Source organism: Shewanella sp. LC6, assembly GCF_006385735.2.
GTDB classification, from domain to species: domain Bacteria; phylum Pseudomonadota; class Gammaproteobacteria; order Enterobacterales; family Shewanellaceae; genus Shewanella; species Shewanella xiamenensis.
This window is the reverse complement of sequence record NZ_CP043902.1, coordinates 1,475,521-1,501,766: the sequence shown is the minus strand read 5'-3', so window position 1 is coordinate 1,501,766 and position 26,246 is coordinate 1,475,521. Positions and strand designations below refer to the sequence as shown.

The following is a 26,246-nucleotide window of genomic DNA, read 5'->3' as shown; positions in this document are numbered from 1 at the left end:
TCAGCGAACTATCTATAAATAATAGAAAATCTTAGACCCATATCAAGACCATGACGTAAAAGTTAGGTTACATTAGCGTTAACCTTTACCCTATAGGATCGCAGAATGAACTATAAAAATTGGCCTATTGCAAAACAGATCGGTGCTCTCGCGTTTGCCCTTACCCTTATTATTTTCTGTATACTCAGTACTCTTTCCTATAAATCCGCTTCAAATGTGCTCGAGGACAAAGGCATTAGTGCCATGAAAGCCGAAATGCACGCTGTATCCGATATGCTTGAGCTTCAATACGATAGCTTGTTGCAACTAGCAAGACGCAATGCCGATGTATTTAAAGAAATGTATCCTGGTCAATTCAGTATCTTGGATAAAACGGTCAATGTACTTGGCGTAAACACGCCAGCATTGTTACATGAAAAAGAACAAATCAACTCTTCAAAGAGTAAAGTTGACCGTTTTGCTAACCTCACAGGTGGCACAGCTACGGTCTTTGCTCTCGCTGGAGATGATTTTGTTCGTATTGCAACCTCCCTTAAAAAACCCGATGGCAGCCGCGCCTTAGGTACCTTTTTAGGTAAAACCCATCCAGGTTATCCGACCTTAATCAAGGGCGAGGTTTATGAAGGTTACGCCAAACTTTTTGGTAAAGACTACATGACCGTCTATCGACCCATTAAGGATCTCCAAGGAAAAGTGATTGGGATCTTATATATCGGTTTTGAAATCACGCAATCCTTAACTCAATTACAAGATGCGGTGAATAAAATCACTCTAAATAGCTGATCCGAATACTGCTACATTTTCGCCGTGCCATGCCCACTGCCAGGAAATGGGGAAACGGTTCCCATAAAATGCCATACCATGCCAAGCAGTTCCCGTATGTTCCTGCAAGCGTGATTGCGGGTTACCGTTTCATGCAGTGCGAGCCATAAGCGTTCTATCTTGTTGACCCACGGCGAGTATACCGGCTGAAATAGTAATCTGAATTTGGGATTATGCTTGAGCCAAGCTACGGTCTTACGGCTCTTATGAATAATGTAATTGTCCAGGATGAGCGTGATGGTTTTGGCTTTGCGGTAATGACGCTTAAGCTTCTCCAACATGGCAATAAACAGCTCTGACGCTTTGCTATCGCGGCTTACATAAAGCACTTTCCCGGTGCTGGCATGCAGGGCTCCAGCTATGTAATGCTTACGGTTGTTGCCTGGGGTGACAACGCGTTTTTGTTGTCCTTTTGGCATCCAATCTGCCCCGATTTTTGGGTTCAAGTCGATGTCTACTTCATCTTCATAGAAAACCGGATGCTCGACGCAACACTGCTCAAGTGCCTGATTTATCGCGGCCATTTTCTCCTCTTTGTGTGGGTCTTTGATACGCAATGTCGGAGCCGAGCGGCGCCAGACCATTCCTGCTTTGGGTAGTAATCGGCGGACGGTAGATGCAGCGATGTTGAGCTTAAGCTGTGCATTAATCACCATGGCAAGCAGTTCACTGCTCCAGCGGCTACGTTGGTAACCAAAGTCCTGTGGGCATAGCTGAATAAGCAAAGATAGACAGAGCAATATGGGGTCTATGGGCAAGCTTGCCGGCCGTCCCAGCGGCAGAGATTTAAGCCCATCAACGCCGCTTTCGGTATACCAGCCTAACCAACGACCAATACTGGAGCGTGCTGCACCAGTAGCATGATGAACGTCAGTAATCGACAGCCCTTGATGCAGCATCAGCATAGCGATAAGACGTCGAGCGAAGTGTTTATCCTTGGTTTTATGGATCAATTTCTGCAGTTGTTTGCGCTCTGCGCGACAAAGTGGTGGTAAGATCGCCATTCTCAGTCCTCGGCGAGTGGTGGGTTTGTTTGGCGATAGATCAGATCGCTCAAACAGGACTGAGTTCCCTTCCTTTGATCTACTATTTGGAACAGCTATTTAGAAGAAACTGGCCATTTCCTCTTAATGCGTAAGATAGACAACGTTCTCGTCGCTCATCCCAAATTTAATACTGGCGAACCTGTGACAGAGTCTATGCTTGATGGCTTAACCCTCAGCCAAGCCACCCAAGATCAAGCTGAATGGCGTTATAGCAACAGCAAAAACCAACCGATGTTTGCTTACAGTCAAAGTGTTAGCGGTTGGAACTGGATGCTGATTGGTCAAGTTAACGCAAATGAATTAAATGAAGAAAGCCTTCTCTTATTGACGATTAATGCCATTGTGGCCGTCTCAGGCATAGTGTTAATTACCGTACTACTGTCCTTAGTGCTACTGCGCTCACTCAAGCCTTTGCACACACTCCAACACCATATGGAAATCTTAGGTTCAGGAGACTTTAGTCACCACCTCCCCGCATCAGCTTTAGATAGTCAAAACGAAGTCGATAAGATCACCACAAGTGTTTCCACTATGTCATCGGAACTGCGTCAATTAATCAGTGCCTTGCAAGCGTCGGTGCAGAGTATTGAACAGCAGGCATCAAAAGCGCAGCGTATTGCCAAACAAAATGGCGAAGAAGCTCAAGCGTTGATGCAACAAACGGATCAAATTGCTACAGCAATTGAGGAAATGTCCACTTCAATCCGCGATGTAGCAAATCACGCTCAAGAGGGTGCAACTCAAAGCCAACAGGTCGATATCGCCGCGAAAGAAGGTCAACAGCAACAAGTACGCTTAGTACAAGACCTACTTAAATTAAGCCAACAACTTAGTCAAAGTCACCAAGCCGTAGAGAAAGTTAGCCAAGAAAGTGAAGCGATCAGCAAAGTTACAGAAGTGATTAACAGTATTGCCGAGCAAACCAACCTACTTGCTCTCAACGCAGCCATTGAAGCGGCAAGAGCTGGTGAACAAGGGCGTGGTTTTGCCGTGGTCGCAGATGAAGTTCGAACTTTAGCTCAACGGACGCAATCATCGATTTTGGAAATTGGTCAAACAATCGATAAGCTTCAAAGCCAAGTTAAAACGACAACAAACCAAATGTCGCAAAGCCATCAACTGGGTATTGCATCGGCAAATCAAGGGGAAGAAACAGGCAAACAACTTGAGGAAATTACCCGCAGGATTGGAGAACTTGCGATTAGCTCGCGCAATATTGCTTCTGCGACTGAGCAACAAAGCAGTGTTGCCCAAGAGATCACCCATAATCTGCATCAAATTAGTGAGCTTGCCAATGAAGGAGAGCATAGAGCGGCTGAAACAGTAAACTCAGCAAATGAGTTATCTTCCCTCGCCGTCGCGCTTAAGCAGCAAATTAGCCAGTTTAAGGCTTAACCAATACAGCTAAAATTAAGCCCCACGCTTTCATGCCGCCCAACAGGGCGGTATTTTTTATCACTTTATCAAAGCTTAGTTGATGTATTGAGGCAAGATGTTGTTCGCTCTAGCCATTTCGACCTCGTAAAACGCGCAGCAATGTGCCGTTACTCTCCTCACACAGCAAGTGACAAATAGCGAACGAGCCAGACGCCTGTTTGGACAATGTTTGACTAGCGTTTCTGCGGCATTCTCGTTCGTTTAGGTAACATCAAAATCCGACATTACCTTGCATCCCTCCAACCGCTGATCACCTAACACATCAGCACGCAATGGAAACTTTGCCTCTCATGTTATTACGATTGATTTAACCATTTTCAACGGCACAGACTTATCCCTTGCTATCGATAATTTCAGTCATAATCTTTCCTCCTTAAACAGGCTTATTGTCTATGCATGCGAATAAGCAGCGTGTTTAGGATTAGCGTACTGGTATTTTTTATTCCAATAAAAAACCCTGCAGATGCAGGGTTTTAGATGATTTACGCTGTTGGAGTTTAGCGATTACTCAGCGTCATCGCTTGAGCGGTCCATATTCTCAGTGTTTTCAAGCCACAGGGCGTTGATCACACCAAAAGAACAGGCTAACAAAACCCCTAATATCCACGTGAAATACCACATAGTAGATGCTCCTTAATTCTAATAGAGTGAGGCTTTGTTATCTTCAATATGTTTGCGGTTTAAACGACCAAACATCTTGAAGTAAGTCCATACAGTGTAACTTAACACGATTGGAACGAAGATAATCGCCGCCCAAGTCATCACAGTTAATGTCATTTCACTCGCAGTCGCATCCCACATGGTTAAGCTCACGTTAGGATCTAATGAAGATGGCATAACGAATGGGAACATTGCTGCACCACAAGTTAAGATCACCATCGCCACAGTCAGCGAGCTAAATAAGAATGCGAAACCTGAACGATTTAAGCGACTCACCACAATCACTAACAGTGGTAATGCCACACCTAATACTGGGAACAGCATAGTAATAGGATACTTATCGTAGTTAGCTAACCAAGCACCAGACTCAACGGCTACGGTTTTCAGCGTTGGGTTTGACAATGCATGGTGGTCAAGGGTTGAAGTGATAACATAACCATCAATACCATTGGCTAACCACACACCCGCAGCGGCAAATAATACTGCCACTAACAGTGCACATAGCTGAGTCGCATTCGCGGCACGTACACGCAGCTCACCGTCGGTCTTCATTTGCAGCCAAGCAGCGCCTTGCATCATAAACATGCTCACGCTCACTAAGCCCGCCAGTAAACCGAATGGGTTCAACAGGCCAAATAAACCACCGTGATAAGTCGCACGCAGGAACTCATCGAAATTGAATGGTACACCTTGGAGTAAGTTACCGAAGGCCACACCGATGATCAGCGGTGGAATAAAGCCACCACAGAACAACGCCCAGTCCCACGATTTACGCCATTTTGGATTTTCAATCTTAGAGCGATAGTCAAATCCAACTGGACGGGTATACAAGGCAAACAGCACTAACATCATGGCCACATAGAAGCCAGAGAAAGATACTGCATATACCATAGGCCATGCCGCAAATAAGGCACCACCTGCGGTGATTAACCATACTTGGTTACCATCCCAATGGGGGGCAATAGTGTTGACCATAATACGGCGCTCAGTATCGTCTTTACCGATAATCGGTAATAGTGCACCCACGCCCATGTCAAAACCGTCAGTGACCGCAAATCCGATGAACAGTACGCCGATCAGAGCCCACCAGATAACTCTCAATATTTCATAATCAAACATAATGAAATCCTCTGCTTAGGCTTCTAGTTTCTCGAAGTGATAACGACCAGTCTTTAAGCTGCTAGGGCCAAGACGGGCAAACTTAAGCATCAAGAATATCTCGATCACCAGCAGCACAGTGTAGAACAGTGAAATCGAAATAATACTGAACCACAGATCCCCAGTCGTTAGACTCGAGGCAGACATAAAGGTCGGCAGAACCTCAGAGATGGTCCAAGGTTGACGGCCATATTCAGCCACAAACCAACCACACTCGATAGCAATCCAAGGTAATGGCAAGCTAAAGAGCGCCGCTTTAAGAACCCATTTCTTCTCTTCGATTTGATGACGTGTGCTTTGCCAGAAGGCCGCAGCGAACACAATCAACATCACAAAGCCTAAGCCAACCATCACACGGAAGCTCCAGAAAATCGGTGCCACGTTCGGGATAGAATCCTTTGCAGCCGCTTTGATTTGCTCTTCTGTCGCATCAACTACGTTGTCGGTGTAACGTTTCAGCAGTAAGCCGTAACCTAAGTCAACTTTAGCCGCTTCGAACGCTTCACGTAATTCTGGAGACTTATCACCAGCGCGCAGTTTCACCAGCATCTCATAGGCTTTCATACCGTTGCGAATACGCACTTCGTGTTCTGCCACTAAGTCACGTAAACCAGTCACTTCTTCATCTAAAGAACGTGTTGCCACGATACCCATAGCGTAAGGGATCTTAACCGCGAAATCGGTGTGCATGGTTTCTTGATTTGGGAAACCAACTGCAGTAAAGGCCGCTGGAGCTGGCTCTGTATGCCACTCAGCTTCAATTGCCGCTAACTTAACGCGCTGCGCTTCACCCACTTTATAACCTGATTCGTCACCCAAAACGATAACAGACAGGATAGATGCCATACCAAAGCTGGCGGCAATCGCAAATGAACGACGGGCAAAAGGTAAGTCACGTTTCTTCAGAATGTAGTAAGAGCTGATCGCTAATACGAACATTGCACCTGTTACATAGCCAGAAGCCACAGTGTGAACAAACTTCACCTGTGCAACAGGGTTGAAGATAACATCAGCAAAGCTGGTCATTTCCATACGCATGGTTTCGTAATTGAACACGCTACCCACAGGGTTTTGCATCCAACCGTTTGCTACCAGAATCCACAGAGCGGAGAAGTTGGAACCAAAAGCCACCAACCAAGTTGTCGCTAAATGTTGACGTTTTGAGAAACGATCCCAACCGAAGAAGAACATACCTACGAAGGTCGATTCTAAGAAGAATGCCATTAAACCTTCGATGGCCAGCGGTGCACCAAAGATGTCACCTACATAGTGTGAATAGTAAGACCAGTTAGTACCAAACTGGAATTCCATTGCTAAACCTGTTGATACACCCAAGGCAAAGTTGATACCAAACAACTTACCCCAGAACTTAGTCATATCTTTATAAATTTGTTTATCAGTCATCACATAGAGTGATTCCATGATAGCCAGCAAAAATGCCAACCCCAAGGTTAAGGGAACAAACAGGAAGTGATACATGGCTGTCAGCGCAAACTGTAGCCGCGATAGCTCAACAACCTCTTCAACAATCATCGGTGACTCCTTACGTGGTGCGTCCAATTGCTACGACAACATGAGCCATTCATAGCAAGTGCCTTTGTAGGATAGTGAGTTTTCATTTTGTGTTTATAGCTGAAGCCAGTATAAACCGTTAAATATCATCTTTTTCATTACATCGAGGCAGCAAGGCCTAAAAATCCCCTTTTTCCTTGCATACTGAGACCCTAGTCACACTATCGCTCGGCTTTGAGACTTCCACCTCACCACCCAATCCTACAAATGATCCCATCGATATAAATATCAGATAGTTAAGATATTTAATCGCTTTCATTTGTGAGTATTTTATACCACCCGCCTTTGATTCAAATCAATCAAACTCAGGGGTTTAGATGGGTTTTGCGGCAGGGCACACACTTCACTTTGACACCCTGTTGACAGGAAAGCAAATATGAAGTAGAGAACAAGATTGAAAGAATTAAAAAATAAACTTTTAAGCACTTTAAAACAAATTCATACCATAACCAGTAAAAACAACAAAAAACAAATAAAAAACAACATTAACACTAATAAAACAATAATCATAAAAAATGAAAATATGCAAAATAAACCAATATAAACAATAATTTGAAAAGATAAAAAAGCTTAACCCAAAAATAAACCAACTAACATTAATTAGTTTTTTTAATGATTAATTGTATTTTTTCTCGTTTGAGAGTGACGATGGGATTGGTTAATATATCTCCTGTGTTAAGGAGACGGTTTGGTACGACTGGTGAAGTGTCCCAGACAAGCCCAACTCCGCGCACATAGGTCTAACTTTGGTGTGGAGAAAGAGATATGACAAACTTATTTGAACGTCTGGTTAACAGCTATAAGCGTGTTTTTGTTGAACTTTATACAGCGCATGAGCTGTAATCGTTCACCGCTTACTCTGAAATAATACTGATTTGATTTGAAGTTTTGTTAGCGCAAAACGAGCCCCCTTCTCGATGAGTTGGGGGCTTTTTATTTTTATTGTCCGCAGATGGCTGGCATTAAAGCAGTTAAAAAATGGCAATAAGGTTTTGTTTCACTTGTGTGAACTACTTATTAAGAGGTATTTAGCTGATTAAGTCGGTATTTTTCAAATTGACTGCATTAGAATAAACGCATGCAAAGCTAACATATTAAAATATATTATTTTTTTAAAAGATGCGTTTTATATATAAAAAAGGAGCGAAAATTTTCGCTCCTTTTTAGTCACTTAAGTGATAGTTTTATCAATAAAAACCTTAGCCTAAGTTGACTCGCGCATTGCGGAACATCCGCATCCATGGGCTGTCTTCACCCCAGTTATCTGGGTGCCACGAGTTCGCAACCGTTCTAAATACACGCTCAGGGTGTGGCATCATCAAGGTCACACGGCCATCAGTAGTACAGATACCGGTTAACCCGTTTGGCGAACCGTTCGGGTTTTGTGGGTATTGAGTCGCGATCTCGCCTTTACCATTCACAAAACGCAGCGCAATGGTGCCTGATGCTTCGGCTAACGCTAAGGCTTGAGCGCTGGCAAATTCTGCATGACCTTCACCGTGGGACACAGCGATTGGCATGCGTGAACCCGCCATACCTTGGAAGAACAATGACGGACTTTGTTGTACTTCAACCAAGCTGAAACGTGCTTCAAAACGCTCTGAACGGTTACGCACAAAACGTGGCCAATGCTCGCTACCAGGAATAATTTCCTTCAGATTTGACAGCATTTGACAGCCGTTACACACGCCGAGCGCAAAGCTTGAGTCACGTTCAAAGAAACGTGAAAACTCATCGCGAGCACGCTCGTTAAACAGAATCGACTTAGCCCAACCTTCACCGGCACCTAATACGTCACCGTAGGAGAAGCCACCACAGGCCACCAGACCTTGGAACTCTTCGAGGCTAATGCGGCCTGACAGAATGTCAGACATATGCACGTCGCGGCTTTCAAACCCTGCGCGATCAAACGCAGCAGCCATTTCGACATGGGAGTTTACGCCCTGCTCACGCAGGATTGCCATTTTAGGTGCAGCACCTTTAAGGATATAAGGCGCAGCAACGTCTTCACTTGGGTCAAAGCTTAACTTAACCGTTAAACCTAAGTCAGTTTCATCCTGCTTAAGCTTAAATTCTTCTAATGCACAGGCTGGGTTATCACGCAGTGCTTGCATACGGTAAGTGGTTTCTGACCACACAGTGCGCAGTGCAACACGGGTTTCACTGAACACTTCACGCTCACCCTCTTTAATGGTGATGCGTTGATCATCGGCTAATGTGCCGATCACATGGCAAGGAACGCCTGCGATAGCAAACTGAGCGGCGATTTTGGCAGCGTTATCGCGGCTCACTTGCAGCACAGCGCCGAGCTCTTCATTAAAGAGTATTTCTAAATCAGTGCCCTGTAGATCTTCTATATCAATGTCTAAGCCAGTGTTACCCGCAAAGGCCATTTCCACCAAGGTCGTGAATAAACCACCGTCGCTACGATCGTGGTAAGCAATCACTAACTTATTAGCCACTAGCTTTTGCATGGTTTCGAAGAAACCACGTAACAGTGCAGCATCGTCTAAGTCTGGCGCGATATCGCCTAACTCACCGTAAACCTGTGCTAAACAAGAACCACCTAAACGATTTTTACCAGCGCCTAAGTCAACTAGCAATAAAGAGGTTTCACCTTTATCGCTGCGCAGCTCTGGCGTCACGGTGTTACGAATATCCTGCACCACACCAAAGGCCGTGATAACCAATGACATTGGTGATGTCACGGTTTTATTCACACCATCTTGCTGCCATGCGGTTTTCATCGACATGGAGTCTTTACCGACAGGAATGGTCAGGCTAAGTTCTGGACACAGCTCTTCACCGACGGCCTTAACCGCTTCATAAAGACCCGCATCTTCGCCAGGGTGACCTGCGGCCGACATCCAGTTAGCCGACAGTTTGATACGTTTGAACGAACCAATATCCGCACCCGCGATGTTCATAATCGATTCGGCCACCGCCATACGGGCAGAGGCGCCAAAATCGAGCAGTGCCAGCGGCGTACGTTCACCCAGTGACATGGCTTCACCGGCGTAGGTATCAAAGCTTGCCGCAGTTACCGCGCAATCTGCAACGGGTACTTGCCATGGGCCAACCATTTGGTCACGGTTCACTAGACCCGTTACCGTGCGATCGCCAATGGTGATAAGGAAGGTTTTGTCAGCGACAGTCGGTAAGCTCAATACACGCTTAACCGCATCTTTAACATCAATGTTGTCTTGTTTAAGCGCTGGTGATACCGCTTTGGCAGATACCACATCGCGGCTCATCTTAGGCGCTTTACCTAATAACACTTCGAGTGGTAAATCGATGGGATTATTATCAAAATGGCTATCGGCTAGGGTTAAATGTTTCTCTTGTGTCGCCTCACCCACTACCGCAAACGGCGCGCGCTCACGCTCACAAATTGCCGTAAATAACGGTAAGTCTGCCGCGGCAACTGATAATACATAACGTTCCTGCGATTCGTTACACCAGATCTCCAGCGGGCTCATGCCCGGCTCGTCCGATGGCACGTTGCGCAGATTGAAGATACCACCACGGCCGCCATCATTCACTAACTCAGGGAAAGCGTTAGATAAACCACCCGCGCCCACATCGTGGATAAATTGGATTGGGTTTTTATCGCCTAACTGCCAGCAGCGGTCGATCACTTCCTGACAGCGGCGTTCCATTTCTGGGTTTTCACGCTGTACTGATGCAAAGTCTAAATCTTCGCTCGATTGACCTGACGCCATCGAAGAAGCCGCGCCGCCGCCAAGACCGATGTTCATCGCAGGGCCACCGAGTACGATCAGCTTAGCACCGACGGTGATTTCGCCTTTTTGTACATGCTCTTCGCGAATATTACCTAAACCACCCGCTAACATAATAGGCTTATGATAACCACGCACTTCTACGCCATTGTGGCTAGAGACTTCTTGCTCATAGGTACGGAAGTAACCTAACAGGGCTGGACGACCAAACTCGTTGTTAAACGCGGCGCCGCCTAATGGGCCTTCGGTCATAATATCCAGAGCGCTAACGATGCGATCCGGCTTACCATAATTACCTTCCCAGGGTTGAACAAAACCTGGGATTTTTAAATTCGATACGCTAAAGCCAGTTAAACCCGCTTTAGGTTTAGAGCCACGACCGGTTGCACCTTCATCGCGGATCTCACCACCTGAACCCGTCGCCGCACCAGGGTATGGACTGATTGCCGTAGGATGGTTGTGGGTTTCCACTTTCATCAGTACGTGCATTGGTTCAGTGTGATAGCTATAAACACCGTTTGGATCGGGGAAGAAACGTCCCGCAACCGAACCTTCCATCACAGCAGCATTATCTTTATAGGCAGATAACACGTGGTCGGGTGTGGTTTCAAAGGTATTTTTAATCATTTTGAACAGAGACTTAGGCTGCGCCTCACCATCAATTGTCCAATCTGCGTTAAAAATCTTGTGACGGCAGTGCTCAGAGTTAGCCTGAGCAAACATCATCAGTTCGATATCATTTGGATTGCGGTTCAAACGGACAAAGTTTTCGACTAAATAATCGATTTCATCTTCAGCAAGCGCCAGACCCATTTCGACGTTGGCCACTTCAAGGGCTCGGCGACCTTCAGCCAACACGTTCACACTCTTGAAAGGCGCCGGTTCAGTGCGTTTAAACAGCACATCGGCCTTTGCAAAATCGTCCAGAACCACTTCAACCATACGGTCGTGCAATAACCCTTTAAGGGTTTGTTGCTGCTCGGCAGTCAAAGTGTCTGACTCCACATAATAGGCAACACCACGTTCCAAACGCTTTACCTTACCTAGACCACAATTGTGGGCGATATCAGTAGCTTTTGAAGACCATGGGGAAATTGTGCCGGGGCGGGGAGTAACAAACAGGAGTGAACCTTGGGGGGTATGGGCTTCGATAGCAGGTCCATAGGTGAGAATTTTTTCAAGTTGCTTGCGCTCATTGGTCTCAAGCAACTCGCTCAAATCCGCTAAATGAACATACTCAGCATAGATTTGGCGTACCGGAAGCGCAGCGTTTACGCAGGCCTCCATTAGCTTTTGCACTCTAAACGTCGAGAGTGCTGGGGCTCCGCGGATGATCTCCATCACGTCAATTCACCTTATATTTATAATTGCAGGGGTCAGAGATGGCGCTATTATAGGGAAATGTCTGTCACAAATCACCTGTGACCTTACGCAAAACAGTGTTTCCTATAAGATAAAAAGCAAACCTTTTTTCTTGGTTCGCACCCCATTCGATACGATTTTTTTACGTAATCGGTGACAAACGGATATAATCACAGCAACGTCAGCTAGTTTATCTTAGTTACCTCACTGACCTTCTACTATTCATCTTTTTGATTTTATTTAATAAAGTGTACTTAATGGCTCGATTTCTGTTCTTGACTATCTTGGGTTTCTTACTGACTGCCTGTCAGCAAGTTACCGTGGAAGAAACAGAATACGTCCCCCATAAACTCACCGAATTAAGAGTCGGCACGCTCTATGGCCCACAAATTTATATGACCTCGGGCCAAGGCAACAGCGGTTTCGATTATGATATGGCCGTGCTCTTTGCCGAATACCTCGATGTTCCCTTAAAAATGGTGCCCTATACCAGTCGTGTAGAGCTCTATGAAGCACTGAAAAAAAACGAGATAGATATCATCGCCGCAGGGATGACAGAAACCCCAACACGGCGCGAGCAATTCCGTTTAGGCCCGCCACTTTATCGGGTTAATCAAGTATTGGTTTACCGTGAAGGTATGCCTACCCCAAAAGATATTACTGATTTAAAAGGTAAAATTACTGTTATTGCCGACTCAGCATTTGTCGAAACCTTGACTCAATTGCAGAAACGCCATCCGACGCTGGTATGGGATCAAGTGACAGATAAAGACAGCGAAGAACTGCTGGCAATGATCGCCAATAAAGAAATTGACTACACCATAGCCGACTCCAGTAGCGTACAAATAAACCGCCGCTACTTACCCGATCTCCGCGCTGGATTAGTACTTGAAGAGAAGCTCGATGTAGTCTGGTTATTACCCGCCAATCATAGCGATGGTTTGATGAGTCAACTGCTAGCATTTTGGCACCAAGAGAAATTAGCTGGCACACTCGATCATCTAAACGAAAAATATTTTGGCCATGTTAAACGTTTCGATTATATCGACACCCGCGCCTTCCTACGCGCCATCGAAACTGTGTTACCACGCTACCGCCAGTTATTTGAAACCCACGCCGGTGACTTAGATTGGCGAAAATTAGCAGCAACCAGTTATCAAGAGTCCCATTGGAATCCCAATGCCCGCTCACCGACTGGCGTGCGCGGTATGATGATGTTGACACAACCGACCGCCAAAGAAATTGGCATCACCAACCGACTCGATGCGGAAGAAAGTATCCGCGGCGGCGCCGCCTATTTACGGGATATGATCAACCGTTTACCCGAGTCGATTCCCGAGAGTCAACGCATGTGGTTTGCACTGGCATCTTACAATATCGGTTATGCCCATGTGGAAGACGCCCGTAAACTTGCTGAATCTATGGAGTTAAATCCCAACGCGTGGCGAGATCTTAAAAAGGTGTTACCACTGCTGCAAAAGCGCAAATACTACCAAAAGACCCGCTACGGTTATGCCCGCGGTAGTGAAGCCGTGCATTATGTGGATAGCATTCGTCGCTACTACGACACCTTAGTCTGGGTCGATAATCAGTCTCAACAGCAAAATAGTGATGACGTCGAACCCAGCGATCTCGCTTCAGAAGATACACCCGCACCAGTATCTGGCACCTTAAGCCCTGATAAGCCAAAGTAGCCCAACAAATATCTGCCAAATAGTTTGAGTTACGCCACAGTGTTGAAACGCCAACAGAATAAGCCTTAGCTTTTAATCTTAGATTAAGTGAATACACGCTAAAGTGAAGCCACTTTGAGGTAAAAATGCTGCTTTATAGAGCAGATGCATCCTGGGGGGATTGCCGCATGAGATCTCTACTGATACTGTCGTAATGACAAATAAAGACAAAAATGATTGCCGCGTTAACCATTGTCTCTCAACCAAAATGGTAACCCAAGCAAAGTAGCCTTAACTTAAACAATAACAAGATTGAAATGGGGTCTATATGAGAAGAAAAACCATCAATAACAATGCGTCTCGCCGTCGTACTTTACTTAAAATTCGCCATCGCCGAGTGCTGAATCGTCACAAACTGTTTTTTACCTTTCTGCAAGCGCAAGACTAAATCAAAACAATAACTCAATTTAGTCCTTAAGAAATCCTCTCCTGCTGCGCCTTTTGAGCCTGTTTTAAAGCCTTCTTTTCCTCCCGACGACGTTTAAAAAAGCGGCTCAATTGGTCGGCACAATCCTGCGCTAACACGCCAGATGTTACCTCAACTTGATGATTAAAAACGGGATGTTGCAAGAGATTAAGCACTGTGCCCGCGGCGCCAGTTTTTTCATCCCGAGCCCCAAATACTACTCTAGCAATACGGCTATGCACCATAGCGCCTGCACACATGGCACAAGGCTCGAGGGTCACATATAAGGTCGCATCAAGGAGCCGATAGTTTTCAACGGTTTGCCCAGCGGCGCGCAAACAGAGGATCTCAGCATGGGCACAAGGATCATGCTGACTGATAGACAAGTTATACCCAGCCGCAATTTGCTGGCCATCCTTCACTAACACCGCCCCCACTGGCACCTCGCCTTCAGCCTCGGCCTTCTCGGCCATGGCCATCGCGATCCGCATCCAATGTTCATCTTGTTGATTTGTATCCACTCACGTACTCAATTTATCAAGCTTAAATAATGACAGATTATATCAGCAATATATTGATAATTCATGGCGATAGCTAATCTGATGCACAAAACTATCGCCATACTATACTTGACCTAACATCCTGAACTGATACGAATATTCAAATGACTCGATACATTTGGCAGTTCTTCATTCTTATGATTAGTATGAGCTTTTCGTTCGCCATGCTATATGGCAAACCTCTCAAAGCTGAGATTAATTATTATGAGCTCAATCTTGAACTGCTACGCACTGTTATATGGTTATTTATGATGTTCTATATTGCCCATATCCGGCGTTGCAACCAAATCTACTTTTGGTTATTGACTGGTTGTGGCTGTTTATTTTTTGGAAACAATATGAATATCTTGGATGAGGTAGCCTCATTAGAAGATCATTACTATCAAGAAGTTGAAGATTTACTTTTTAACCTAGGAATAATATACGCTTGGTTCGGCTTATATAAATTGATCCAACAGCAGATAATCCGAACTCAAATACTTGATATTGCGGCGAATACAGACCCATTAACGGGACTATTAAATCGACGTAGCTTTAACCAAACATCGAATAAACCAACCAAGACTGAAGTCAATTCGTACTTAATGCTCGATATCGATTACTTTAAACAAATTAATGATACTTATGGTCATTCTGCTGGTGATGAAGTGCTTACTCAAGTCGCTGACTACATCAGGCAATGTTTACGAAAAGAAGACCGAGTTGCCCGTTGGGGTGGTGAAGAATTTCTAATTGAAATCAACAATTGTAATACCGACACGGCTAAGATCATCGCCGAAAAAATAAGAGCATTAATAGAAAAAACTTATTTTACGGTTGAAAAACATGTATTACAGCTCACCGTCAGTATTGGCATTGCACATGTCAGCGCTAACAATCAAAACCGAGATGAAGTCATCAATCTTGCGGATAAAGCATTATACCAAGCCAAACATCTGGGACGAAACCGCATAGTCAGCGCTGACGAGCTGGAATAATAAAAAAGGCGCTCTTGGCGCCTTTCGTTAATTCACATGTCATCAAGACAAGCAATTATTCCCATTCGATAGTCGCTGGTGGCTTACCTGAAATATCGTAAACTACGCGGGAAATACCGTCGATTTCATTGATGATGCGGTTTGATACGCGGCCAAGGAAATCATATGGCAGATGTGCCCAGTGCGCGGTCATAAAATCAATGGTTTCAACGGCACGCAGTGACACCACCCAATCGTATTTACGGCCATCGCCCATTACACCGACAGAGCGAACCGGTAAGAACACGGTAAAAGCTTGGCTGACTTTGTTATAAAGATCAGCCTTGTGCAGCTCTTCGATGAAAATCGCATCAGCGCGGCGCAGCAAATCACAGTATTCTTTCTTCACTTCGCCAAGTACTCGTACACCTAAGCCTGGGCCTGGGAACGGATGGCGATAAAGCATGTTGTATGGCAGACCTAACTCGAGACCAATCTTACGCACTTCATCTTTAAAGAGTTCACGCAGTGGCTCAACCAGACCTAGCTCCATATCATCTGGCAAACCGCCAACGTTATGGTGCGATTTGATCACGTGTGCTTTACCAGTTGCGCTACCTGCAGATTCAATCACGTCTGGATAGATAGTGCCTTGGGCTAACCATTTAGCGTTAACGCATTTCTTGGCTTCTTCGTCGAAAATTTCAACGAATACACGGCCGATGATTTTACGTTTCGCTTCTGGATCGGCTTCGCCTTTCAGCGCGTCAAGGAAGCGGTTTTCCGCATCCACATGGACAATATTGAGACCGAAGTGGTCGCCAAACATTTCCATCACTTGCTTGGCTTCGTTCAAACGCAGTAAGCCGTTATCAACGAATACGCAGGTCAGCTTCTTACCAATTGCGCGGTGCAGCAGCATGGCCACGACAGATGAATCCACACCGCCAGACAGACCTAAAATCACTTCATCGTCACCTACTTGCTTTTTTAAGCGTTCAATAGCGTCTTCGATGATTGAAGAAGGTTTCCAGTTGGCCGCACAACCACAGATATCTAAGGCAAAGTGCGACAGCATACGCATACCTTGACGGGTATGGGTTACTTCAGGGTGGAACTGCACACCGTAGAAACGTTTTTCCTCACAAGACATGGCCGCAAATGGACAAGTATCGGTTTTCGCTACGGCCACAAAGCCTTCAGGAATGGCCGACACTTTATCGCCATGGCTCATCCATACATCCAGCAGAGACATGCCATCGCTGCTAACGGCATCTTCAATACCTTTAAACAGGGCAGATTCGGCAAGCATTTCAATTTGGGCATAACCAAATTCACCTTCACCCACACCTTGGATCACTTTACCGCCAAGCTGTTCAGACATGGTTTGCATGCCATAGCAAATACCAAGAACAGGTACGCCAGCATTAAACACATATTCAGGTGCGCGGGGAGAGTTATCCGCAGTCACGCTTTCAGGGCCGCCCGCGAGGATAATGCCGTTCGGGGCAAACTCACGAATTTGGGCTTCTGTCACATCCCATGCCCATAACTCACAGTAAACACCAATTTCACGGATACGACGGGCAATCAGTTGGGTGTACTGAGATCCAAAATCGAGGATCAGTATCTTATGCTCATGAATATCGCTCATGGATAACCTTTATTTCATCTATTGTTTTAACTTAGCTCAAGACGAGAGGTGCAATCTTGAGGGCATACGGATCTTAATACCGGGGCGGCTAACTGCCGCCCCGGTATTACAAACGCTTAAGAACCTGAACGGTAGTTCGGCGCTTCTTTAGTGATAGTCACATCGTGCACGTGGGACTCGCCCATGCCCGCTGAAGTAACTTTCACAAACTGGGCTTTTTCATTCAGCTCTTGGATAGTGGCACAGCCTGTTAAACCCATGCATGAACGTAAACCACCCATATGCTGATGGATGATTTCCTTCAGCTTACCTTTGTAAGGTACACGGCCTTCAATGCCTTCTGGCACAAGCTTGTCAGCAGCATTGTCAGATTGGAAATAACGATCGGAAGAACCTTGAGACATGGCGCCTAAAGAACCCATACCGCGGTATGACTTATAGGCACGGCCTTGATAAAGCTCGGTTTCGCCCGGCGCTTCATCAGTACCTGCGAACATTGAGCCCGCCATAATGCATGATGCACCCGCCGCTAACGCTTTGGCTAAGTCGCCAGAGAAACGCACACCGCCGTCGGCGATAACAGGGATACCTAATCCTTTTACGGCTTCGGCCGCATCAGAAACCGCAGTAATTTGTGGCACGCCCACACCCGTCACGATACGTGTGGTACAGATAGAACCAGGGCCAATACCGACTTTAACTGCGTTAACGCCGGCTTCAACTAAGGCCAATGCGCCTTCCGCTGTCGCCACGTTACCACCGATAATTTGTAAATCTGGGTATTTAGCGCGGGTTTCACGGATACGTTGGAGTACGCCTTCAGAATGGCCATGGGAAGAGTCAATCAGTAGCACGTCGACACCGGCTTTCACCAGCGCATCGACACGCTCTTCGTTACCCGCACCCGCACCAACGGCTGCGCCCACACGTAAACGACCTAGCTCATCTTTACAGGCGTTAGGTTTACGCTCGGCTTTCTCGAAGTCTTTAACTGTGATTAAGCCTTTCAGCTTGAAGTTATCATCAACAACTAATACTTTTTCGATACGGTGAGAGTGCATTAATTTTTGCACTTCATCTAACTTAGTGCCTTCGGCAACCGTGACTAAACGCGCTTTAGGCGTCATCACTTCTTCTACGGTTTTGCTCCAGTCAGTCACGAAACGTACGTCACGGCCAGTGATAATACCGATCAGCTCATTGGCGTCGTTGACTACAGGATAACCCGCAAAACCATTCTTAGCGGTCAGCACTTTAAGATCGGCAAGTGTGGTTGAAGGCGTTACCGTTACAGGTTGTTGAACTACACCTGCTTCGTAAATTTTAACTTTACGAACTTCTTCGGCCTGCTTTTCTATGCTCATGTTTTTATGAATAAAACCTAAGCCACCTTCCTGTGCCATGGCGATAGCAAGACGCGCTTCGGTCACAGTGTCCATAGCGGCAGACACAAGCGGAATATTCAGTTCAATGGTATTGGTCAGGCGAGTTTTAAGAATGGCGGTATTTGGGAGTACAGTAGAATGCGCAGGAACAAGTAACACATCGTCAAAAGTTAGCGCTTCTTTAATTAAACGTAGCATAGGCAACATCTCCCCAGTTGAGTAGGATTTTAGAGGTGAAATATTGCGGCGGGATTATACCTTGCATCTAGGGAGCGGTAAATGGAAAATAGTGAAAAAATCCCATTTGCGCGAGAAAACACATGCAAGTCCCTAAAAATAATATTTATACCGTCTCACGCCTCAATGGTGAAGTCAGGCAAATTCTTGAGGGACAACTGGGTAAGATCTGGCTAAATGGGGAAATTTCCAACTTTTCAGCCCCCAGTTCAGGCCATTGGTATTTAACCCTTAAAGATCATTATTCACAAATTCGCTGCGCCATGTTTAAGGGACGCAACCAAAGCGTGAGCTTTAAACCTGTGAATGGCCAGCAGGTGATCGTAAAAGGTGCGATTAGTGTTTACGAGCCTAGGGGCGACTATCAATTATTGATTGAGTCAATGCTCCCCGCAGGAGACGGCTTACTGGCACAACAATTTGAAGCGTTGAAAATGAAGCTCGCCGCGCAGGGATTATTTGCCGCCGACACTAAACGCCAGCTTCCGAAAAATATTCAACGCATCGGGGTGATCACCTCCCCCACGGGCGCGGCGATCCGTGATGTCTTGCATGTGCTTGCCCGCCGTGACCCATCGATTGAAGTGATTATTTATCCGACACAAGTACAGGGTGAAAATGCGGATATGAATATCTGCCAAGCGATAAATATCGCCAATCAACGGCTTGAGGTGGATGTATTACTACTTACCCGCGGCGGTGGCTCGTTAGAAGATTTATGGTGTTTTAACAGCGAAGCGCTCGCCCATACCATTTATAACAGCGCACTGCCCATAGTGAGTGCCGTGGGCCATGAAGTCGATACCACAATAAGCGACTATGTCGCCGATGTGCGTGCCCCCACGCCCTCAGCAGGCGCAGAGCTGCTCTCACAGGACAGTGACAATAAAAGCCAACGTTTAGCCACAGTACTTGCCCGCCTTAAACAAAGCGCAAGCCACTATCAACTCAAGCAAGAGAGACGCTTAAGTTTGCTCGAGCACAGACTGCAACGCTTAGACCCTAAACGCACCTTACAGCAATTTGAGCAGCGTTTCGATGAGATGCAATTACGGCTCGAAGCCGCACTTTCTAACAAACTGCATGGCTTAAGTCGCCGTCAGCAGCAACTGGCAAGTCGCCTCGAGCAACAATCACCAAAACATAAACTCGCACTTGAGGCCAATCGTTTGAGCTATTTAGCAACGCGTTTGCGGGACGCAATGCAAGATACACTCAATCAAAGCGAGCAGCGAATTAAATATGCCGCCCATCAACTGGAAACTGTCAGTCCATTAGCCACCTTAAGTCGCGGCTATAGCATCACAACAGATGCAAATCATCAAGTAATAGAGAATGCAGCCCTGCTAAACGTTGGTGATAGTATGCATACCCGCCTATTGCACGGACAAGTCGTTTCTACCGTCACCGAGGTTATTCAAGGGGAATAATGCACAACTTGACTGATACCCAGTCAAACACCCCAATAATTCCACTCAATTGAACAAAAAAAAAAGGAACCCTAGGGTTCCTTTTCTATTGATTCACTTAAATAAATGACTCGGTTTTTCGTTTGAGTCTTATTTTGCCTTGCGGTCTTTAATATGACTCAAGGCACGTTTACGGCGACGCTCTTGGCTCATGGTCAGCTTTTCCACTTTGTTTTCAAACGGGTTATCACCCTCTTGGAAACGCAGTTGGATTGGCGTACCAACCACTTTTAATGAACGGCGGAAGTAGTTCATCATGTAGCGCTTGTAAGAATCCGGTAGCTTGCTGACTTGGTTACCGTGAATAACCACGATTGGCGGGTTATAACCACCGGCGTGGGCGTATTTCAGTTTCACGCGGCGACCGTTCACCAATGGTGGCTGATGGTCATCTTGCGACATTTGCATAATGCGGGTCAGCATTGAGGTGCTCACGCGGCGAGTCGCACTGTCGTAAGCTTCTTCAATCGACTCAAACAGATGGCCAACACCCGTGCCATGCAGCGCCGAAATAAAGTGAATACGGGCAAAGTCAATAAAGCCTAAACGACGGTCGAGTTCACTCTTAACACGGTCTTTAATGCCTTGGTCGATGCCATCCCACTTGTTAACGGCAATCACTAACGCACGGCCTGCGTTTAGGGCAAACCCTAATAGGCCAAGATCTTGTTCGGCAACGCCTTCACGGGCGTCGATGATAAGTAACACCACGTTAGCATCTTCAACCGCTTTCAAGGTTTTAATCACCGAGAACTTTTCAATCACTTCATGGACTTTACTGCGGCGACGTACACCAGCAGTATCGATAATCACGTATTCGCGACCATCGCGTTCCATCGGAATGTAAATACTGTCGCGAGTGGTGCCAGGTTCATCGTAAACCACCACACGCTCTTCACCTAAGATACGGTTGGTTAGAGTCGATTTACCCACGTTAGGTTTACCGATGATGGCGAGTTTGATCGGTAAGTCCTGCAGACGCTTTTGCTCAGCCTCAGCTTCTTCTTCAGTGTACTGACGCTCGTCAACTTCTTCCTCTTCGCCTTGGCGCTCAATGCCCATGGCTTCAGCGTAAGGAGTTAAGGCGTACTCAATCATATTGGTTACACCGCGGCCTTGGGCGGCAGCCATTTGATAGACTTCACCTAAACCCAAAGACCAAAATTCGGCGCAGGCCGAGTCGGCATCAATACCGTCAATCTTGTTAGCCACCACAAAGGTGGTTTTTTGGCGGCTACGTAAATGCTGAGCGATAGACAAATCCGCAGCGGTTAACCCAGCACGCGCATCGGTCATAAATAAGACAACATCGGCTTCTTCGATAGCGGCAAGGGACTGCTCGGCCATCTTAGTTTCGATCCCCTCTTCAGTGCCGTCGATACCGCCGGTATCCACCACGATAAACTCATAGCCGGATAAGAATGCTCGACCATATTTACGGTCACGTGTTAGGCCAGGAAAGTCAGCAACCAGCGCATCACGCGTACGCGTAAGGCGATTAAATAAGGTGGATTTACCGACGTTCGGCCGACCAACAAGGGCCACTACAGGGATCATGATTTCGCCTCTAAAAAACTTTTCAATAAAAAGCCCCCGGAACACACTTCCAGGGGCTCTACAAGGATAACACTTTTAACTAAGGAAGTGTTACAACAGCTAACTTTCCGCTGCGACCTTGCACGTAGATTTTATCATCCACCACTAATGGCTGGCTGAATAATCCAGAGCTGTCCACTTGGATACGACCGACAATACTGCCTGTGCTACGGTCGATAAAGTGCAGATAACCTTCAAAATCACCCACGACCAAATAGTCTTTATATACCTCTGGTGAAGTGAGTGTGCGATTGACCAACTCAGAGTTGCTCCACAACTCTAAACCGTTACGTCTATCCACTGAATAGATACGACTATGGTCATCAACCAAGAACAAACTTAAACCCGCCGTAGCTAACTCATTGAAGCTTGAGTACTTACGAGTCCAAATAATCCGTCCGGTGCGCAGTTCCATCGACACCAAGTTACCGTTGTAGCTCACCGCATATAAATTATCACCAAGGATCAACGGTGTTATATCCACATCGGCCATACGGGTAAACTCATTGCCACCTGTAGGATTATAGATGGCTTGCTCCCACGCAGCTTGACCGTTGTTTTTGACGACAACAGCCACTTTGCCATCGGCGGTACCAATAAAGAAACCACCCGCTTCATAAGCTGCTGAACCCGTTCCCCGGAGCGTCAGGTTAGGCAACTGCATGTTATAAACCCACAGTTTTGCGCCAGTATCAACGTTATAGGCTTCAAATGAACCTGAACTGGTGCTCACCACCACAACGTCGTCAGCCACGGTTGGCTTAGATAACAATTCGCCACCAGCAATCACATGCCATAATACTTGGCCGTCTTCTGCATTCAGCGCAGCCAAAAGGCCACTCTCACCGCCGATAAAGAGCTTATTGCGTGCCGCTGTTACACCAGCGGCCAAACGTGCACCTTTGTTTTTGGCTAAGGCGTTATCACGGAACTCTTCACTAAAATCTTTTTTCCAAACCTGTTCACCCGTTGCTTCATCAAAAGCAACGACTTCACCATAACGGTCGGCCGCAAAAATTTTACCATAACGAACTGCAGGGGTAAGGCGAGAGTAATAATCACCAACACCATCACCTACAGAGGCGCTCCAACTTACTTCAGGAAATACTGTCGCCTGAATCGCAGTTAACTCACTTACCGGTTCTTCTTCTACATCACTAGAAGAACAGGCGGATAACATGGCTAGGCTTAACCCAGCGGCTAGCAGGTTCTTGCACCAAGACTTCATCAAGGGATCCCTTATGCTTGATTTAAGTTATCAAGTTTGATTTTAAGTGCAGGGCTGGTCACAACACCACCGTTATCCATTGCTGCCTGATAAGCAGTTTTCGCTTTATCAGCTTGGCCTTGACGAACAAAGAAGTCACCTTTCAGTTCTTCACGTTGTGCTAAAAAGGCTTTATCAGTCACTTGCTCTAGTGTGGCTAACGCAGTGTCAACTTGACCTTGTTCAGCCTGAATACGCGCTAAACGCAATGTTGCAATAGTGTCTAATCCGGCGCCTGGTTTCGCAGCAATCACTTTCTTCAGTGCTTCTTCGGCCTTAGGAAAATCTTTCGCTTCCACCGCCGTTTTCGCAACGATCAGGTCTAGCAGTGATTGATAGCCCTTTTGGTCGTAATTTTTCGAAAACTCAGCCACGCCAGCAATCATGGCCGCTTCGTCGCTTGATTTGGTGGTTAAGGTTTGGAACGCCTGTGATGCTTCTTCGGCCTTCACGATTTTCATGTCGGAATAAGTGTTCCAACCGTACAGGCCGCCTAAACCAACGACCGCCCCGATAACAATCGAGGTTCCATAGTCTTTCCAGAACTGTTTGATAGCATCAACTTGTTGTTCTTCTGTGCTATAAATTTCCACGCGCACGTCCCCTTATTTGCTAAGTTCAGCTAAAAATGCGTTTAATGCATTTCGAGCGACCCGTTGTTGTTCGTTGTCATTGCGTAAGTATTTTACGGTAACCACACCTTCGGCGAGTTCTTCTTCGCCAATCAGTAAGGCTACTTGAGCGCCGCTTTTATCGGCACGCTTAATTTGCTTCTTGAAGTTACCACCACCGCAGTGACTCATCACTCGCAGTGTGGGCAACGCTGAGCGTAACTCCTGCGCCACTTTAATGGCTTCAACCAAACAGCTATCCCCCATCGCCGCGACATACACATCAACAGCCGCTGGGATATCTTGAGTCAGCTCTAAGGTTTCAAGCAGTAAAACGATGCGCTCTAATCCCATCGCAAAACCCACTGCTGGCGTTTCTTTACCACCCAGCTGCGCAACTAAACCATCGTAGCGACCGCCCGCAAGTACTGTGCCTTGAGAGCCTAAGCTATTGGTAACCCATTCAAAAACCGTGCGATTGTAGTAATCCAGACCACGGACTAAGCGCGGGTTAACTCGGTATTGGATGCCAACCGCGTCGAGGAGTTCACGCAATTGTGCAAAATGTTGTGAGGATTCTTCGCCTAAGTAATCCATCAGCGCAGGCGCATCACCTAAAATGCTTTGCACTTGGGGATCTTTTGAGTCCAATACGCGCAGCGGATTGCTGTACATACGGCGCTGGCTATCTTCGTCTAGTTTGTCCTTATGTTGCTCTAAAAAGGCAATCAAGGCTTCACGGTAAGCGGCGCGCTCGGCAGGATCGCCTAAGGTGTTCAGCTCAAGCGTCACATGCTCGCTAATGCCGAGCTTTTCCCATAGACGGGCAGATAACATCAACACTTCGGCGTCGATATCAGCGCTACCAATACCGTAGACTTCAACACCAAATTGATGGAATTGGCGGTAACGGCCTTTTTGTGGACGTTCATGACGAAACATGGGGCCCAAATACCACAGACGTTGCTCTTGGTTATAGAGCAGACCATGCTCGTTACCCGCACGCACGGTTGAGGCAGTACCTTCGGGGCGTAACGTTAGGCTATCACCATTACGATCTTCGAAGGTATACATTTCTTTTTCAACAATATCAGTCACTTCACCGATAGAGCGTTTAAAAAGATCGGTATTTTCCACTATTGGAGTGCGGATCTCACTGTAACCATAAGCAGCAACGCTTGAACGTAGTACCGCTTCCACTTTTTGCCATAGAGGACTTTGAGTTGGCAGAATGTCATTCATTCCGCGAATCGCTTGGATCTGTTTTGCCACTGTATCGACTCGTCCGATTTCGCTAAATTAATAAAAAATGTCAGGCATTATAGGCTGTTCAACACTAAACGTAAAATGACCCCGTCAGTTTCGAGGTCTAGCTCAAGCCTTGAATGTTTTTATAACGCTTAACCTATGAGGTTATTCGGCTGCGGTTGTTACTCAGTCGTGTCTTTCACTTGGATGCGGTTAGCCATTTGGCTCGCCTTGGCGCGAATTTTAGCTTCGAGGGAATCGACTAGGTTGTCATTGTCGAAACGCTCTTTTTGACGCTCGCCTTCATCGTAGTAACCACTCTTACGATGTCCACCCGTTAAGCCAATGTGCGACACTAAGGCTTCACCTGGGCCATTGACCACACAGCCGATGATCGACACATCCATCGCGGTCGTCACATCTTCGAGGCGGCGTTCTAACTCGTTTACTGTGCTGATCACATCAAACTCTTGACGTGAGCAAGAAGGGCACGCAATAAAGTTAATGCCACGGCTACGGATACGCAGTGACTTTAGAATATCAAAGCCGACTTTGATTTCTTCGACCGGATCGGCCGCCAAGGAAATACGCAGCGTATCACCAATGCCCTCGGCAAGCAGCATACCTAAACCGACGGCAGATTTCACCGCACCAGCACGGGCACCACCCGCTTCGGTAATACCTAAATGCAATGGCTGGCGAATTTGCTTAGCCAATAAACGATAGGATTCTACCGCTAAGAACACATCGGAGGCTTTTACGCTGACTTTAAATTGGTCGAAGTTCAAACGGTCGAGAATATCCACATGGCGCATGGCCGATTCGAGCAGGGCTTCTGGCGTAGGTTCTTTGTATTTGTCCATCAGATCTTTCTCTAATGAACCACCATTAACCCCAATACGAATTGGAATGTTTTTATCGCGGGCGCACTCCACCACACTGCGGATACGCTCTTCGTTACCGATATTGCCTGGGTTGATACGCAAACAGTCCACCCCATATTCCGCCACTTTTAAGGCGATACGGTAATCAAAATGGATATCCGCGACTAACGGCACTGACACCGATTGCTTAATCACTTTAAAAGCTTCGGCCGCGTCCATGGTCGGCACAGAGACACGCACAATGTCGGCACCCACTTTTTCTAAGGCGCGAATTTGGGCAATGGTCGCCTCAACATCAGTCGTTTTAGTGTTGGTCATTGACTGCACTGCAATCGGTGCACCATCACCAATCGGTACATTGCCCACATAAATGCGGGTTGAAGGACGTCTCTTTATGGGTGTTTCGTTATACATACTCAATACGCTCTTTTCGGTACTCTGCG

16 protein-coding genes and 2 pseudogenes are annotated in these 26,246 nt (G+C 46.5%); 5 read left to right on the top strand and 13 right to left on the bottom strand.

What is annotated here, in order from left to right; genetic code table 11:
* Positions 1 to 105: 105 nt before the first annotated feature.
* Positions 106 to 774, top strand: a pseudogene (locus FJD32_RS06725) (Cache 3/Cache 2 fusion domain-containing protein); the annotation flags it as partial.
* Between the two features lie 20 nt (positions 775 to 794).
* On the opposite strand, the gene FJD32_RS06720 reads toward FJD32_RS06725, so the two are convergent.
* Positions 795 to 1,826: an IS630 family transposase gene (locus FJD32_RS06720; RefSeq protein ID WP_205403031.1), complete on the bottom strand. Its 1,032-nt coding sequence runs from the start codon at positions 1,824 to 1,826 to the stop codon at positions 795 to 797.
* Positions 1,827 to 1,925: 99 nt separating this feature from the next.
* On the opposite strand from FJD32_RS06720, the pseudogene FJD32_RS06715 reads away from it, so the two are divergent.
* Positions 1,926 to 3,263 (top strand): annotated as a pseudogene (locus FJD32_RS06715) (methyl-accepting chemotaxis protein); the annotation flags it as partial.
* A 546-nt stretch (positions 3,264 to 3,809) separates the two neighbouring features.
* On the opposite strand, the gene cydX reads toward FJD32_RS06715, so the two are convergent.
* The 4 genes from cydX to purL all read right to left on the bottom strand — a co-directional run bounded on the left by cydX (position 3,810) and on the right by purL (position 11,776).
* Positions 3,810 to 3,926, bottom strand: coding sequence for a cytochrome bd-I oxidase subunit CydX (gene cydX, locus FJD32_RS06710; protein WP_011622029.1), 117 nt, complete (start codon positions 3,924 to 3,926; stop codon positions 3,810 to 3,812).
* An 18-nt stretch (positions 3,927 to 3,944) separates the two neighbouring features.
* Entirely contained in the window at positions 3,945 to 5,084 is a 1,140-nt protein-coding gene (gene cydB, locus FJD32_RS06705; RefSeq protein WP_037420654.1) for a cytochrome d ubiquinol oxidase subunit II, read from the bottom strand.
* A gap of 15 nt (positions 5,085 to 5,099) precedes the next feature.
* Positions 5,100 to 6,656 (bottom strand): cytochrome ubiquinol oxidase subunit I, encoded by a 1,557-nt coding sequence (locus FJD32_RS06700; protein WP_037420657.1) that lies wholly within the window; start codon positions 6,654 to 6,656, stop codon positions 5,100 to 5,102.
* A gap of 1,238 nt (positions 6,657 to 7,894) precedes the next feature.
* A complete protein-coding gene (purL, locus tag FJD32_RS06695) occupies positions 7,895 to 11,776 on the bottom strand; it encodes a phosphoribosylformylglycinamidine synthase (protein ID WP_140907533.1) in 3,882 nt (1,293 codons plus the stop codon).
* A 278-nt stretch (positions 11,777 to 12,054) separates the two neighbouring features.
* Here purL and mltF point away from each other — a divergent pair, with 278 nt between their 5' ends.
* Entirely contained in the window at positions 12,055 to 13,491 is a 1,437-nt protein-coding gene (mltF, locus tag FJD32_RS06690; RefSeq protein ID WP_037420663.1) for a membrane-bound lytic murein transglycosylase MltF, read from the top strand.
* A 453-nt stretch (positions 13,492 to 13,944) separates the two neighbouring features.
* On the opposite strand, the gene tadA is transcribed toward mltF, so the two are convergent.
* On the bottom strand, positions 13,945 to 14,457 hold the full coding sequence (tadA, locus tag FJD32_RS06685; RefSeq protein WP_082389592.1) for a tRNA adenosine(34) deaminase TadA: 513 nt from the start codon (positions 14,455 to 14,457) through the stop codon (positions 13,945 to 13,947).
* A 377-nt stretch (positions 14,458 to 14,834) separates the two neighbouring features.
* Here tadA and FJD32_RS06680 point away from each other — a divergent pair, with 377 nt between their 5' ends.
* Complete coding sequence (locus FJD32_RS06680) at positions 14,835 to 15,473, top strand: GGDEF domain-containing protein (protein WP_055647390.1); 639 nt, start codon at positions 14,835 to 14,837, stop codon at positions 15,471 to 15,473.
* 55 nt (positions 15,474 to 15,528) lie between these two features.
* Here FJD32_RS06680 and guaA read toward each other — a convergent pair whose 3' ends face one another.
* On the bottom strand, positions 15,529 to 17,106 hold the full coding sequence (gene guaA / locus FJD32_RS06675) for a glutamine-hydrolyzing GMP synthase (RefSeq protein WP_140907530.1): 1,578 nt from the start codon (positions 17,104 to 17,106) through the stop codon (positions 15,529 to 15,531).
* A 116-nt stretch (positions 17,107 to 17,222) separates the two neighbouring features.
* Entirely contained in the window at positions 17,223 to 18,689 is a 1,467-nt protein-coding gene (gene guaB, locus FJD32_RS06670) for an IMP dehydrogenase (RefSeq protein ID WP_140907529.1), read from the bottom strand.
* A gap of 122 nt (positions 18,690 to 18,811) precedes the next feature.
* On the opposite strand from guaB, the gene xseA reads away from it, so the two are divergent.
* On the top strand, positions 18,812 to 20,158 hold the full coding sequence (gene xseA / locus FJD32_RS06665; RefSeq protein WP_140907528.1) for an exodeoxyribonuclease VII large subunit: 1,347 nt from the start codon (positions 18,812 to 18,814) through the stop codon (positions 20,156 to 20,158).
* 129 nt (positions 20,159 to 20,287) lie between these two features.
* On the opposite strand, the gene der is transcribed toward xseA, so the two are convergent.
* The 5 genes from der to ispG form a co-directional block, all read right to left on the bottom strand.
* Positions 20,288 to 21,754 carry a ribosome biogenesis GTPase Der gene (der, locus tag FJD32_RS06660; protein WP_037420678.1) on the bottom strand — a complete coding sequence of 489 codons (1,467 nt, stop codon included), beginning with the start codon at positions 21,752 to 21,754 and terminating at the stop codon, positions 20,288 to 20,290.
* A gap of 79 nt (positions 21,755 to 21,833) precedes the next feature.
* Positions 21,834 to 23,021 carry an outer membrane protein assembly factor BamB gene (gene bamB, locus FJD32_RS06655; RefSeq protein WP_140907527.1) on the bottom strand — a complete coding sequence of 396 codons (1,188 nt, stop codon included), beginning with the start codon at positions 23,019 to 23,021 and terminating at the stop codon, positions 21,834 to 21,836.
* 11 nt (positions 23,022 to 23,032) lie between these two features.
* The gene (locus tag FJD32_RS06650; RefSeq protein WP_140907526.1) at positions 23,033 to 23,653 is read right to left on the bottom strand and encodes a tetratricopeptide repeat protein; all 621 of its coding nucleotides are present in this window, start codon (positions 23,651 to 23,653) and stop codon (positions 23,033 to 23,035) included.
* A gap of 12 nt (positions 23,654 to 23,665) precedes the next feature.
* A complete protein-coding gene (gene hisS / locus FJD32_RS06645) occupies positions 23,666 to 24,943 on the bottom strand; it encodes a histidine--tRNA ligase (protein WP_140907525.1) in 1,278 nt (425 codons plus the stop codon).
* A gap of 158 nt (positions 24,944 to 25,101) precedes the next feature.
* The gene (gene ispG, locus FJD32_RS06640; RefSeq protein ID WP_037420691.1) at positions 25,102 to 26,217 is read right to left on the bottom strand and encodes a flavodoxin-dependent (E)-4-hydroxy-3-methylbut-2-enyl-diphosphate synthase; all 1,116 of its coding nucleotides are present in this window, start codon (positions 26,215 to 26,217) and stop codon (positions 25,102 to 25,104) included.
* Positions 26,218 to 26,246: the final 29 nt, after the last annotated feature.